General features: G+C 40.4%; 13 protein-coding genes. 8 read left to right on the top strand and 5 right to left on the bottom strand.

What is annotated here, in order from left to right; all coding sequences use genetic code 11:
- Window positions 1-41 precede the first annotated feature (41 nt).
- Complete coding sequence (locus tag MHN79_RS06755; RefSeq protein WP_239172233.1) at window positions 42-992, bottom strand: endonuclease/exonuclease/phosphatase family protein; 951 nt, start codon at window positions 990-992, stop codon at window positions 42-44.
- Between the two features lie 396 nt (window positions 993-1,388).
- Between MHN79_RS06755 and MHN79_RS06760 the strand changes: the two genes are divergently transcribed.
- Together MHN79_RS06760 and MHN79_RS06765 are read left to right on the top strand one after the other, a co-directional pair.
- Complete coding sequence (locus MHN79_RS06760) at window positions 1,389-1,769, top strand: hypothetical protein (protein WP_239172234.1); 381 nt, start codon at window positions 1,389-1,391, stop codon at window positions 1,767-1,769.
- Between the two features lie 16 nt (window positions 1,770-1,785).
- Window positions 1,786-3,186 (top strand): class II fumarate hydratase, encoded by a 1,401-nt coding sequence (locus MHN79_RS06765; RefSeq protein ID WP_239172235.1) that lies wholly within the window; start codon window positions 1,786-1,788, stop codon window positions 3,184-3,186.
- A gap of 111 nt (window positions 3,187-3,297) precedes the next feature.
- Here MHN79_RS06765 and MHN79_RS06770 read toward each other — a convergent pair whose 3' ends face one another.
- Window positions 3,298-4,230 carry an endonuclease/exonuclease/phosphatase family protein gene (locus tag MHN79_RS06770; RefSeq protein ID WP_239172236.1) on the bottom strand — a complete coding sequence of 311 codons (933 nt, stop codon included), beginning with the start codon at window positions 4,228-4,230 and terminating at the stop codon, window positions 3,298-3,300.
- 520 nt (window positions 4,231-4,750) lie between these two features.
- Between MHN79_RS06770 and MHN79_RS06775 the strand changes: the two genes are divergently transcribed.
- The 5 genes from MHN79_RS06775 to MHN79_RS06795 all read left to right on the top strand — a co-directional run bounded on the left by MHN79_RS06775 (window position 4,751) and on the right by MHN79_RS06795 (window position 9,902).
- A complete protein-coding gene (locus MHN79_RS06775; protein WP_239172237.1) occupies window positions 4,751-5,479 on the top strand; it encodes a transporter substrate-binding domain-containing protein in 729 nt (242 codons plus the stop codon).
- 240 nt (window positions 5,480-5,719) lie between these two features.
- Window positions 5,720-7,108 (top strand): DUF3404 domain-containing protein, encoded by a 1,389-nt coding sequence (locus MHN79_RS06780; RefSeq protein WP_239172238.1) that lies wholly within the window; start codon window positions 5,720-5,722, stop codon window positions 7,106-7,108.
- The gene (locus MHN79_RS06785; protein WP_239172239.1) at window positions 7,105-7,752 is read left to right on the top strand and encodes a response regulator transcription factor; all 648 of its coding nucleotides are present in this window, start codon (window positions 7,105-7,107) and stop codon (window positions 7,750-7,752) included. Before MHN79_RS06780 ends, MHN79_RS06785 begins: the two co-directional genes overlap by 4 nt.
- The gene (locus MHN79_RS06790; protein WP_239172240.1) at window positions 7,749-8,582 is read left to right on the top strand and encodes a DUF2861 family protein; all 834 of its coding nucleotides are present in this window, start codon (window positions 7,749-7,751) and stop codon (window positions 8,580-8,582) included. Before MHN79_RS06785 ends, MHN79_RS06790 begins: the two co-directional genes overlap by 4 nt.
- A 129-nt stretch (window positions 8,583-8,711) precedes the next feature.
- Complete coding sequence (locus tag MHN79_RS06795) at window positions 8,712-9,902, top strand: cellulase family glycosylhydrolase (protein ID WP_239172241.1); 1,191 nt, start codon at window positions 8,712-8,714, stop codon at window positions 9,900-9,902.
- Window positions 9,903-10,206: 304 nt separating this feature from the next.
- Here the strand turns inward: MHN79_RS06795 and MHN79_RS06800 are convergent, their stop codons facing one another.
- The 3 genes from MHN79_RS06800 to MHN79_RS06810 form a co-directional block, all read right to left on the bottom strand.
- Window positions 10,207-10,731 (bottom strand): cupin domain-containing protein, encoded by a 525-nt coding sequence (locus MHN79_RS06800; protein WP_239172242.1) that lies wholly within the window; start codon window positions 10,729-10,731, stop codon window positions 10,207-10,209.
- A gap of 221 nt (window positions 10,732-10,952) precedes the next feature.
- On the bottom strand, window positions 10,953-12,347 hold the full coding sequence (locus tag MHN79_RS06805; protein WP_239172243.1) for a hypothetical protein: 1,395 nt from the start codon (window positions 12,345-12,347) through the stop codon (window positions 10,953-10,955).
- A gap of 634 nt (window positions 12,348-12,981) precedes the next feature.
- Window positions 12,982-13,596, bottom strand: a complete 615-nt coding sequence (locus tag MHN79_RS06810) for an HAD-IA family hydrolase (protein WP_239172244.1) — start codon at window positions 13,594-13,596, stop codon at window positions 12,982-12,984.
- A gap of 209 nt (window positions 13,597-13,805) precedes the next feature.
- Here MHN79_RS06810 and MHN79_RS06815 point away from each other — a divergent pair, with 209 nt between their 5' ends.
- Window positions 13,806-14,699, top strand: coding sequence for a LysR family transcriptional regulator (locus tag MHN79_RS06815; protein ID WP_239172245.1), 894 nt, complete (start codon window positions 13,806-13,808; stop codon window positions 14,697-14,699).
- Window positions 14,700-14,734: the final 35 nt, after the last annotated feature.

The raw sequence follows: 14,734 nt of genomic DNA on the forward strand, positions 1-14,734 counted from the left end.
GGGGATACGATTTCTTCTGCCTACAAAACTTTAAAGTATCCTCACAACACAAACTGTGCAGTAACTGAAACAAATGCGTGGTCACTGGCTTGATTGTCTTTCTCAAAACAAGGGCTAATAAGGTGTGAATCTAGAGTTCGATATTGGATGAGATCGGCCATGGAACAGTGTGAACTTGTGTGAAATTCTTGAGAAAGCAGTATGTAATCCAGTACCTTACCAGTAGAGAAATGATAGTGTGTGGCTGGGCGAGCAGCACTAGGAAGGTCAGGATTGATAATGTCCCAGCTGTCTTGTAATATTAAATGGTGGCTTTCATGTTCTATTGGTTTAGTCAGTAAACCCACCATCTCACTATTTATGGACTGATTTAGATCTCCCATAAGCACTGTTGGCATAGGCTTTTTACTATAGGCCTGTTCCATAGCAATTCTAATCATCAAAGCCTCCCAACCACGCTGTTGCCCCGAGAGCCATTGCCCCAAAATAGCATGAGTTTCTGCGTCTGGTTTTGCCTGTGTTTCTCGCTGTGATTTTAGATGACAAACGTACACCGCTACCTCTCCAATACTTGGAACATCAATAACTGCACAAACTGGCTGGCGGCTAAATGCCAAGTCTCGAATACCATACCCTTCAAGCAGGCTACGTGGAACAGTCACGGCATTATATTGTGTGATTGGGTATTTTGAAGCCAAAGCAACGACTGGATGACTATAGATGTATTCACTTTCAACGTGCGCCTCATCAACACTCACAAAGTAGTTAAACCCCAGCTTAAACAAGATGTCTCTGACACAGTCTATACTAAACACTTCTTGAACGGCGATAATATCGGCATCTAAGGCTTTGATGGACTCCATTGTCCAGTGGCATTTGTTTTCCCACTCTTGCGCTGTATAAATATTCTCAAAGTCATAAAACGCACCAGGTGGCTTAATAAAATTATAAAGATTAGCTGTCGCCAATGTCAGTTTTTTATTCGTAAGCAAAGCCTTACCTCAATCATTTACTAATACTCATACAAATCTTTGCTTAAGAAGCGAACTTCTAACACATCAATCCACTGCTTTAAGCTATCTTATAGTTTAACCTATTCATAGTTAATCTAACCGATTGGCCTTGATAGTATTCCAAAGCGGTTAATCCCCCCTCTTACCATAAATCATGGCAAAAATTCGATTTTTCAATGACTCGAAACAAACCTAGATACCAATAATAACGTCTATAACTAGTACTCAAACTGTATAGTAAGTCATGATTTATTAGAGAGTTATGTATTGGTTAAATGCGCTCAGTCACACTCTTATGGTATAGATATAACAAACAAGGTTGATTACAACCACCAAAACGATAATAATTATCATTACAATAAAATCGAGGTCAGTATGGATTCCCAAACACCGCTTTACAATGCATTCTTTAAAGCTCAAGACAGATTTTTAGATAGCTACACCCCATATGGGTTTGAGCCCGATATCGTTCATGAGTATATACATTCAGCAATGGCTTTATCATCCTTGTATGAGCGAGATACTGAATACGAAAATGCTTTGCTCTGTGAATTTTATCTGCGCCAAGTCTATTTCAACCTGATTGATGCTATTCAAGATCCATGCAGGGGCAAAATCTTCCGTCGAGTTTGCCTAGATGCAATCCATACTCCTCTTCTATGTTTAAAACGTTATTACCATCAATTGGAAAACGGCGATAAAAAGTTTCTACAACTACAACAAAACTTGCAGCGTATTCGCATGCCGCTTGACTAAATTTATAGGATCTCTCATGACACAAACTCCTTCTCAAACAGAATATCGCGTCGAACAAGACAGTATGGGTGAAGTCAAAGTACCCGCTGATGCACTTTATCAAGCACAAACACAGCGAGCTGTGGACAATTTTCATTTCAGTAATCACACCATGCCAAGCACTTTTATCCAGTCATTAGCCTATATCAAACAGTCTGCGGCTCTGACTAACGCACAACTTGGCTTAATGGAGGGCGATATTGCCAATGCAGTTGCAGACGCTGCTCAACATATCATTGATGGTCAGTATCACGATCAGTTTCCTATTGATGTATTTCAAACTGGTTCAGGAACCAGTTCCAACATGAACGCTAATGAGGTGATTGCAACTCTAGCAAGTAAAGCACTTGGCGGGGACGTGAATCCAAACGATCATGTTAATATGGGACAAAGCAGTAATGATGTCATCCCCACCGCCATTCAACTCAGCTGCACACTGTCTGTTGAAAATCAGCTTATGCCAGCGTTAAATCACCTCATTTCCGTTTTAAAAAGCAAGCGTAATGAAATCGGGCATCTCACAAAAACCGGCCGAACTCACCTAATGGACGCAATGCCGGTCACTTTTAATCAAGAGCTTGGGGGCTGGCAATACCAACTTGAGCAAGCAAAGGTGGGTATTGAGCAAAGCCTTGTTAATGTAAAAGCTCTCGCGCAAGGTGGTACCGCTGTTGGTACAGGAATTAACGCTGACCCAAGGTTTGCGTCTGCATTCGCCGATAACCTATCACAAGCCACTCGATTACATTTCACATCCAGTGAAAACTTTTTTTACAACCTCAGCAGTCAAGACGCGATAGTCGCACTTTCAGGGCAACTTAAAACCGCTGCAGTATCGATGATGAAAATTTCCAATGATCTTCGCTGGATGAATTCAGGCCCACTAGCGGGTTTAGGTGAGATCGAACTTCAAGGCCTTCAGCCAGGATCTTCCATTATGCCCGGTAAGGTAAACCCCGTGATCCCAGAAGCCGTCGCAATGTCAGCAGCGCAGGTAATAGGTAATGACTCAACTATTACCATCGCGGGTCAGTCCGGCAATTTTCAACTAAATGTAATGCTGCCTGTCATTGCACATAATGTATTAGAGAGTATACAGTTACTTGCTAACGGCGCTTTAGCATTGGCAGACAAAGCCATTTCTTCTTTCACTGTGCGTGAGGACAATTTACAAGTTGCTTTGGCAAAAAACCCTATCCTTGTGACCGCATTAAACCCAGTGATAGGCTACCTAAAAGCAGCAGAGATCGCTAAGAAAGCATATAAGAATGGACAAGCAATCATTGATGTTGCGGAGCAAGAAACCGAACTCGACAGAGCGACGCTCGAGCGCTTACTTGATCCAAGTAAACTCACGCAAGGTGGTGTTGCAGAGTAACAAATATCGATTGATGGCTTTTGAATATTACACGGCTTTAGCAGTTGAGTTTTTTCAAAAGCCAACTCTCAGAATAACCATAGTAAACCACGCAAACCATGGATGGGCATGTCAATAGCCAACCTCAGTCTTCACCAGTAAGTGGTCAGACCCGGTTGGCATAGATAAACTGTATCGTTGACATATTTTTCTTCCAGCATTAACCGACTGCAACCATAGGTGGTCTATAGCTATCATGGAAGCCGTCGGTGCCCGAAATGATGCTATCCAATTCGGCCAACTCGCCACTGGCGCTTTCTGAAAAGTTGGAAACATCTTCGCAAACCGTAAGCTTGTCGCCGACAAGTTGAAATCGCCAACCACGAGAGCTTCATCACTTGGATATACTGAAAGCAGGGATTCAATGGTTTTTATCAGAGCATTACGCCGATACCATAACTCCTCGGTCCTAGGTGAAGGAGGGTGGGCAACGATGAGAGAAATGGGAACCTGGCGATTAGGGTGCCAAGTACCGCGAATGATGCTCTGAGCATCGGGTGTCTTGAACACTGACATATTTTTTAGCGGTGACACACTAAGAATCATTTGACTCGAAGGATAGCCTACACCTTCCTGCCCTCCATAAGAATAAGGATAAATATCATCTAATAACTTCAATTTTTCCCCAACTTCCGGAGCAACTTCTTGCATCACCACCAAATCAGCAGGCTTAGTCAACAAATAGTTAATGAAAGAATTGACGCTTGGATTTTCGTAGTAAAGATTGTACTGAATAATAGAAACGGAATTTGTACATTGCCCAACCAAGTGCTCGTGTGGCTTGGGAGACATTAATCCAAATGCACCAGCCAAAACAATACATATTGCACTTGGTGCCCACCTTTGACCTAACATCATTAACAGCGTAAGTAGGGAGTAAATCACCAAAAATAATCCTGGATAGGAAACAATATTCTCTACCCACCAAGTAGACTCAAGAAGTGACAAACCTGCCCATGCTAGTGCTGGAGCATAAACTACCAGCCAAATTCTCCAACGTCCCACTCTCAGACCTATTTATGTCAAAAACTCTATAATTATGAACCAAGTCTTTGTAATTAGCCTAAATTAGTGGTGAATACTGTATCAGTAACAGTAATAACACATGCTGATTTAAGGGCCTACCTTATTCTTTCTATCATAGTTAAACATTTAAGTGGTTGTTATTTTGGGAAAAATACTCTTCTGTAAATAAGGACCTTACCAACACGTAATTGACTCCTGTTACACATCACTCTCCTACTTTTCTTATTCTAAAATTAGGTATCAATTAAACAACCAAGTCGGAGTCTGGGGTAAGTTAGCTCGATTTGAGAAAATTATCAGGGTGGAGCCACAGATATTTTTTCCAAAATAAGGCTGTTAATCTTTTAAGTAGCAACAAATGGCCAACACACTCTGAGTAAGCATTGAAACAATACCGCTCAATTGTTTTAAATCTTCCTCAGATATCTAATCGCCGCACTTGGTTTTGTAAAAAACAACTATACTGCATTGTGTACTAACCATTTAATGAGGTTCAACCATGAGAGTTTTGCTGTTTATTTGTATGTTTTTTTCTGCATCAATCTTTGCAAATAACCTGAATGATCTTAACTATATCACTGAGTCATACCCTCCTTTTAATTACAATGAAAACAAAGAATTAAAAGGTCTTTCTATCGATGTTTTAGAGGCAGCGACTAAAGCCGTAGGCGAACCTGTATCACGCAGTAAAATAAAACTTCAGCCTTGGGCTCGGGGTTATGACGCTGCGCTAAAAGGTCCAAAGGTCGCACTTTTCGCGACAACCCGAACTGAAGAGAGAGAGCCAAAATTCAAATGGGTAGGCCCGATTATCGCGACAAAAGTGGTGGTTTTTTCCAATAAAAATGTCACCGTGAGCGACCCATCAGAACTCGGCAAATACAAAATCGGTGTGGTTAGAGACGATGTAGGAGAAGCGCTTTTGAAAAAAGCAGGCGTTCCAGCTTCTGCAATGAAAGTGTCACCGGGTGCCGATCTGCTAATAAAACAACTTGCCGCAGGTCGAATTGACATGTTGGCTTATGAACAAAGCGTAGCGACTCACCTAATGAAGGCTGCAAACGTTGATCCGAGTAAATTTAACGTTGCTTACACTCTCAGTGAAGGGCAGCTCTATTACAGCCTGAGTTCAGATACACCAGATGAGTACGTCAATAAGTTACAAAAAGGCCTTGATCAAATCTCACAATCTGGTGAATTGGATAAAATTAAGAGCCAGTATCAATAATCAACTGAGTAATAATCACCATGCATAAATTGCTTGGCGTGTATGTGTTGAAGCTCTTCACAGCTACCGATACCCATGTCGGTAGCTGTTTTAGTGCCTAACGATCGATTATGACGTGTCTCACAACAACTTAGCTCCGTTGGTATTAAAAGAATCCAGAAAACATTGTTGACACATAAGTTACAATTTTTAGTTTATATTCTATAAAATCTGGTGTCTTCTCCTCAATCGAGTATAGGGATGCGTGCTTTTCATCTGAAAATTTTGTTCACGGTTTTGTTTCCTTGTGTTTGTTTAGCTGCAAATATACAAGAGCAGTGGCAATCTTTTTATCAACGTAATTGGCAAACTGGTTCATTGATAGTCACTGCTGAACAATTCAATCTTTTTTCGCCAAAACTGCTCAGAGCAAACGCCCGTTATCCTAATTTTGCGCGTTACACTTGGGAAGATATTCAGTTTTTATACGACGTTTCAAAAACTTGTCAAACTAACAGCCCTGTTCAAACACATCTGTTAGCGGCAACCGAGTTTGAGCTTGCTCTTTGTAACAACCAACCTATCGATGACACATGGTTCTTCACACATGACCCTATACATCCTGCTGGAGGCAGCTTTTTAGAGCGTTACCTGTCTACGAAGTCAAAGTTCACGCCAAGTGATAATCTACTGCAATATTTAACCCTTTATGACCCTAGACATCCCTTACATAAGCCTCTCTCAACCCTCTCCATTGAAGGAAGGGAAACATTGTTTAATGGATATCGAGCTTGGATGGAAAACGACACATTATGGTTAAGTGCAGAACAAGGTTGGAAAGCCATTTCAAGCAGTACATGGCGCCCTATTGCCCATGAATTAAATATCACATTTACAGGTCCAAGTTGTGAGCTTAGATATAGTAACCTCTGCATCAGTCAGCAAAACAATAACCTGTTGCTACAACGTTTCATAATCGTCAGTATTTCAGTCATATTGCTGTTTATGTTTGGTAGAGGCGTATATTTTAAAAGACAACAAAACCGAGAGAAACGCTTTATTTTGCAGCTACTCACTCATGAACTTCGTACACCGATTACCAGCTTAGGGATGACCGTTGAAATGCTGCGTGATCAATTTGAACAGTTAACAGAAGAAACTCAACAAGTGGTATGGAGACTAGTCTCTGATCACCAAAGATTGGCCCAAATCACAGAAAACAGTAAAGTCTACTTAAGCACACACAGCTCCCATCAATTGTTAAAACAAAGCGCCTATATCAGGGACTGGCTAGATCATATGTGCGAGAAACACAGCGTGACTTATCATCTTAACCAGAATAGAGAGCTAAGGTTACCCTTTTACTGGCTTTCAATTTGCCTTGATAACTTATTGAGAAATGCCAAACAACATGGAAAAGGAGACATTTTGGTAGCAGTCACTTTGACCAACGAACTTAAAATAGAGGTATCAGACCAAGGAGACTTTCCTAGCGTTATATCACGCTTTATAACCGGAACTATGAACAAATCAAATTCAGACAACATGGGAATGGGGTTAAGTATTGTAAGGCATTTAATAACTATGATGGGTGGTAAACTAAAAATTTATCGTCACCCAACTCGCTGTATTTTGGTCCTACCACTATGAAAACATTACTTTTAATTGAAGATGACATCTTACTTGGCCAAGGTCTGATGGCTTTTTTCGAGTCTAATGGATACCAGTGCTTATGGGCTCAAGAATCGAGTAAGGTAGAGAAATACTGGTATAAAGCCGATCTCGTTATCCTTGACAGGCAACTCAGCGATGGGGACAGCTTAAAACATCTTCCTACTTGGTTATTGCTAAAAGCTCTACCCGTCATCATACTCACAGCTCAAGTTGAAACACAGCAAAAAATAGAAGGACTAATGACGGGTGCAAAAGACTATGTCACTAAGCCTTTTTCAAACCAAGAGCTTTTGGCACGAATTGCAAGCCAGCTAAGGCCTTTGGGTGAAAGTTATATATATTATTCCAGTATCGAAATACACCTCGCCAAAAGACAAGCCATATTTGAGGATCAAGCCGTTTCTCTCAAACCAAAAGAATTTCAGCTATTGGTCTTACTTATCCAGAATCAAGGACGAGTATTCCATCGAGATGAATTACTTAACAAAGTATGGGGCTATCAAGCATTCCCAAGTACTCGGACAGTAGATAATCATATTCTGCGCTTGAGGCAAAAACTACCTGTGCTCAATATTGAAACTCACCGTGGAGTCGGCTATCGGCTTAATAAAGCATTATGATGAGAAAAACCCTATTAATTGCGCTTTCTACTTTTAGCCAAATCCATAGTGCACAAGCGAGCTGGTTTGCTGACACACCTCTTCAACCTGTCTATCAAGCACTTGTCAATAATCAACCTCAACTTGCATGGCAAGAACTTATCTTAGCCATGAGTAATAACAGTATTGACAGTCAATATTGGCTACCAGCAAAGCAAGAGATCCTCAAACAAACATCTTGTGGTCAGGAGCTTTTTAACCGTGATGAGTCTCTTCCAGCACAGATCAGCGTCACCTTCATACGGCGCTCGGGCCTATCATCACAGGGATTTCAGATTAAATTATCAGCCGAAGGTACCACAAAAGACAGCATAGTCGAACTAATATCTCCCTCTTCTAAAATACTCCTGCATACCAGTTTATCTAAAAAGACTGAATATCAGGAATTTGAAACAGAAGAAATGCTGAATAAACCCATGGCTGGTATCTACACATTAAATATAAATCAAAAGCCTTACTTGCTGCTCATCACAATGCCAAACAATAAAAGCTGGATTACCTATGACAGCACAGCAAATACGGTTCATACTCTTCCCCAAAAATCAATTGACAGCTGCAGTCAAGCACTCTCATCGTGGCAATGGTTTGATACGACTTACGCTATGCTAGGCGGTAAAATACCTATTGATACTGAGGTTGCGCCAATACCAGTAAGCCCATACCAAAAAGCAAAGCATCTAAGCGCTTCTGTATCGGTATACGAATATCAGCAGGGCATTAAAGTTGGATACGTACAAAGAATATCTATACCTTTTTCTCCAATAACCTTGGAAAGAAAAAATCAAACATGAAACGGTTGTTTTCTGGTGGTTACGTTATAGAACAATAAACTTGTATTCCAATGGTGACATATAGGGGACAAATCCTGCGACCAACTCTCTAATATTGAGCTTGTTCCTATCACTCACTATGGTTTATGTATGTTAAAAAATGTAATTAAGTCTATGGCACTAGCACTAAGCTGCCTTTCGGTTCAATCTGCTACAGCGGCGGATTTGATAAGTTTTTGGGACACCCCGCAACACGGTGCCAATGTGTTCAATCGAATGCCAGCTACCGAAAAACTGTATCCAGACCTTAAAGCATACAATGCGACTTGGGTTCGCCTTGCGTATGACAAATGGGAGTCAGACCACCGTGATTTCCTGATCGGTAATGCCGACGATTATCAGGGCTTAGTCCCGCAAGATCTCAATGTATTGATAAACGAGGTAAACAAAGCAGGGAAAGCAGGACTCAAAGTCGTTATTACACCTTTATCATTGCCTTTTATGCGCTGGTCACAAAATAATGGGCGTCGCTATGATGGTCGCTTATTCGAACACCAAAATAATTGGAATAAGGCGATAGAGTTTTGGGTCGATCTTGCTTTAAAGCTAAAAGATAACCCTTACATCGCCGCTTATAATATCGTTAACGAGCCTGCCCCAGAGAAAAATGCTGGATTACAAGAACATGCATCTCATCAAGAAATGCAGACTTGGTACAAAATAAATCAAGGAGGGAGCCGTGATTTACCTCTCTTCTATGAAAAAGTTATCGATGCAATAAGAAAGGTCGATCCCGCCACGCCTATTATGGTTGATGCAGGCTGGTACGCTGCCGCAGACAGTTTTACCTATTGGAATAAAGCGCTCAGTGATGACAAGGTTTTATACAGTTTCCATATGTACGAACCTTACCAAGCAACAAGCTCGTATAACCTCAGGAGAAAAAAACCATATCAATATCCGGGGCAAGTACCGTTTGCTAATAAGCCCAAAGTAATGTGGAACGCAGATAAGGTAAGCGAATATTTACATAACCCTGTCAGCTGGTCAAAGGCGCATGGAATCCCGATGAACAGGCTGTTGGCTGGTGAATTTGGGTGCGTAAGAAAACTCAACAATTGCGCAACTTACTTGGATGATGTCATCAAGGCTTTGGACAAAAATAACCTACACTGGGCATTTTACTCCTTTCGTGAAGATGAGTGGGATGGCATGAATTATGAGCTAGGCGCAACAAAGGCTGTAGGTTGGGATTACTGGAAAGCGCAGGAAAAAGGCGAACCAGACCCAATCCACTACCAATCATCGCCCTTGTTCTCGGTTATTCAAAAAAAGTTGTAAACGCGTTTTTAGGTAAACTGACGTAAGGACAGGAAATTAGACTGTGCTTAGAGAGCTGTCTACCAAATATTGCTTTCACAAATGAAATTTATAATTTCATATTTATCATTTAACCAAAAGTAACAGAAGTGTTACTTTAGTTAACGTTGGTTACACTGGTACGAAGTTATTCCAAAGAGTCACGAATACTTTATAACAGTTAGGATATGGATATTTAGCCAACAACCTCCAAACGAACAAAATCAAATATAAATTGTTGCCCTTATTTACCCGTACAGTCTGCCCATTGTGCGGGTTTTTTCTATTACGCAAGGGAACACTCATGAGTGATCATGATTCTTTCTATTAAACTGCGATGTTGTGGATATTGCTGAGTCAATTCTTCTGGATTGGCCAGCTCCCAGTCAGAAAAGTCAAAACCAGGTGCTGTCGTACACCCGACCAGAGAAAAGTGCGTTTTATCTTTCACCTCTGCAGCAAACCATGTGTTTTGCGGAACTACGACTTGATAATCAGCTAACTCGTCTTCAAAAGTACAGCCGAGAATTCGTCTCTGATACCCCTCTTCTGGGTGAAAAATATGTATTATGACACTACTTCCTACATAGTGATGCCAAAGCTCATCTTGTTTGAGTCGGTGAAACATAGACACATTGTCTTGCTGCAAAAGATAATATATCGAGGTGGTATAGACATGTTCACCCATAAACCTCTCGGGTTGGCATTTTATAATTTCATTAGAGCGATAAGATTCACTGAAATACCCTCCTTCTGGATGAGGTTTGAGATCTAGCTTGCTCACCAAATAGTCAACCTGATTCGATAACATTAGAGTTATCTCCATGAAATAAAAGAGATTATATTGTTTTCGCTAGAGGCAGCAATATCATCATCTATTCACTGTGAATAAACGTGAGTAATCACCTACTTATTCGGATTTTTATTTATAAGAATATCCATCAATGTAGAGCTCGGGGCATGGGGTAAGCATTTATTATAAAAAAGCCCAGTTACACAGAACTGGGCTTAGTTGATACAGTATTGATGGTGTTACTGAGGAAATACGATGGGTAACTGCTTGTCCTCTGTTAGCGTAACAATATCACTCGCCGTAACCATATGCAGTTTACGGGTGTCGCCCGAGTATTCCATTACTACTGACTTTAACTCAGGTAGTGTCGTGCTCAGCAAGGCTGAAGCCTCCTGATTCGCGGGGGCATAAAGCACTCTCGCTTTGCCTATTGTTTCTTGATTTGTTTTGGTAAATTTAACAATTCCGATCTCTCCAGAATTGTTTACTCTCATATAGATATCGTTTAATGAATAGTACTTGAAATTAGCGGTTACATGTTCGCCCGCAATATTACCTGTCCACTCTGTGTCTTTGAGATCAGTAATCGTGGCTTCTTTCACCAAACGGGTAAAGGTCAAGGGTTGTTGCGATACCTCAGGTTCATCAAAAAATCCTAACTCATCAAAATTATCAAAAGCTTCAATTGACTCAGCGTCATCAGTAGATACTGGGTCAGCACTTTCTGGTGCTTTAGGTAAAAAGGACAGCTTTCCGGCTTCATTATCATACTCAAATGTCGCCATTTGCATCAAAGTAACAGGCCATTGAAGATGGATTCGGTCTGCCCAATCAAAGAACCCGAAATCGATGGTGCCTTGAGTGTAACCATGTTGAAACACATCGGTAAATTCGAATCGAGTTTGAGGTGATTCCGCAGTAAAAAACGGAGCCCAAGTTATCGGATTTTGACCATGAGCTTTTGTCTCAGCCACGAGTCCGGAGTGGGTTTTACTTGATCTGGTAATTCTCAAACCATGTTCATGCGCCACCAATGGCTGAAAACCATAAAAATCAACATCATCTGAACTCGATTGCTGAATGCGTTTAAGGTAGGGCTCTACTGATACCTTCACATTCTTTCCGTCTTCATGTATCCAATACGAATCGTATACTGAGCGTTGCGCCTCAGCAGATTTCAGGCTATCTGTATTGTCTTGCAACCGAACTTCTCCACCTGTTTCTTTCGATTGCAAATGTAAATTAGCTCTCATTGTCCGGATTCCAAAACCAAAATCTGCCTTTTTGAAGGTATTCAGGTTTTCCATATCAGTGTCACTGCATGAGCCAGCAATTCTATCATTATGACGATCAATGACCATGCTGAGGTCACTACTCACTACGTGAGAGTCCTCAGCAACATTCATAGTTCCTGAAAGAGAGCCACACGTGTGATCTAATGTAAATCGAATAGACTGAGGGTTGGCCTTGTCAGCGAACACCAACCTCATCGTCTCGCGATATTGTCCATCGACAACTTCACCGCTCGTCCATATTCTTCCTTCCATTGAATCTGCAAAAGATGGGCTTTGTGCCAGCGCAGCTCCTGAAGAAAACGAAAGTGCAATAATCATTGATAAAGGGGTAATCTTCATTATCATTTTTCCTGTAATAACGTTTCTAGTGATTAAAAGTCTCACTTCCCTCATATCTAAATGCCGAAACATAAGATATATCATTCGACCTTTAACAAGGAAGATGAGTCGGATCCGATCATGATTGCGCGCTCAACAATAAAACTATAGATAACTAATGATTACAACCACTTAAGTATGACTTTAAACACTTTTAAGCCTCTTTATAAAGGCTCGAAAAGACATGTTTTAACTAAAGGTTCTTGCATTCCTTAGAAATAAATGTGCTAGGTTCGAATAACTTTTACTAAGCTTGATGTGGGTAAAATAAATGGCTTGTTTAGAATTGATAAACTTGACTTGAGCCTATGTCTGCTCTGAGTTTTTCGGACGAAAAATATATTGTTTAGGCTACGAGATTATTGCGATACTTATGCAAATAGATATGAAAAAGATAATGTGCCACTACCGACTTGGCCATAGTCATTCGGGCAATAAGGTCAGAAACCACCACTTTATATTAAACTTGACAAGAGCGGTTCCTGCGATTTCAGCAATAAATTGTTACATTATTTTAGTCGTCATAATTCATAATTAAAATCGTATTAAGTAGTGAAAAATAAAAATGTTACTAACTTATCTAGGGTTTTCTCAACTACGACAGAAATTTAAACAGCTGTGGCATATGTGAAATCGAAATGACGTTCTTTTCGTCATGTACTTGGCCATCAATGTTGTAATAGCAAGCCTTCATTCCAGCAACGACAGCCGCTTTAATACCAATATCTGCATCATCAACGGCAATACACTTGTGACATTCAATACCCATCGAAGCAGCCGCATGAGAAAAGATTTTTGGTTCTGGCTTCCAACTATTGATTTCATACGAGCTAAATATTGCCTGTTCACTGAAATAGCCAAGTAATCCGGTAACCTCAAGACCATGCAAGATTTTTTTCTTTGGGGCGCTGGAGGCAATACATATGGGCAAATTATTCGCTTCAAGAAAAATTTTTACATCAGGCATAGGCTCCAAACGTTCATTATAATATGATTTCACCAGTGCGCGATAACGGTCTATAAAATCTTCATTAACCGTCACACCATTGTCTTTTTCAACCTCTGCAATAATTTTTGCTAATTTGTAACCTTTATAGCGTTGAGCAGACATTAATACATCATACTCAATGCCATAGTGTTGAAACATTTTCATTAATGCATAGTTATTTATATATTCACTGTTAACTAAGGTTCCATCAAAATCAAACACAATGCAATTAACCATTGTTATACACTCTATTAATAATCCGCCAACTAATTGGCATTATATAAAGAAAAAATTTTTATATCATTATATCCATTTAAATATTTTCTAATCATGAGTTAAATACAAAAGGGCGTTACCTGAAGTGCCTGTCTTACTTAAGAGAATCATGTTATAAACAAAATAAACAATATAGCATCAGCTCAACGGGACCTATGAACACTTTCGATTACTCTTCACTTGATGGACGCCTGCTTCGTATGTTTATTTGCGTTTACGAGCACCAATCCGTCACTAAGGCAGCGGCTAGTATGGGAGTAACGCAATCGACGGTGAGTCATGGGCTCAATCAATTACGCAAAATCGTTAACGATGAGCTGTTTGTTGCCTGTGGACGCAGTATCGCACCAACTCCAAAAGCAAGTGATCTGGTGGGTCAAGCAAGGGCAATTATCCTTGCAATGCAAGAATTTTCATGCCCAAAAGATTATAGCCCTTCCCTCGATGAGAAAGGCTTTGTTGTCGCCGCCAATGACTATGAAATAGAGACTATTGTAAAACCAAAGTTCGAACAATTTCAGACACAAGCACCTCTGAGCCACTTACATATTGCACCAGCTCGTACCCAAAAAAAGTGGGCTTCGCTACTAAGAGCGGGAGATGTTGATTTAGTTTTGACTCCAGAGCTCACCAGTAACGAATCCGATTTGATTCAAACCAAAATATTGACCGACCAAGATGTTTGCTTTTTCAACCCTAAAAAGCAAACAGCGCCGAAAACTCTTGAACAATACTGCGCCAAGCCTCATGCAATCATGGCCTATGAGCATGTACACCATACTGACATTGATAGCCTACTTCACGAACGCGGTATGAAAAGAAAAATCGTCACCAGTGCATACAGTTTTGCTGCTGTTGCCACTTTGATAAGAGACACCAATATTATTGTTAGCATGCCTTCTCGCTTATCCAAAACAATCTTTCGTGACTTTGACTATGTCCCTCTACCTTTCGATCTTGATCCGTTTAATATCGTTAAAATTTGGCATTGTAGAAATAAAAAGTCACAACGTCACACTTGGTTTAAAAACTTAATGCAGCATGATTAATAATATTGACTAACTCATCGAATTTGTTCATATCA

The organism is Vibrio sp. Of14-4, from assembly GCF_022347625.1.
Lineage (GTDB): Bacteria > Pseudomonadota > Gammaproteobacteria > Enterobacterales > Vibrionaceae > Vibrio > Vibrio pristinus.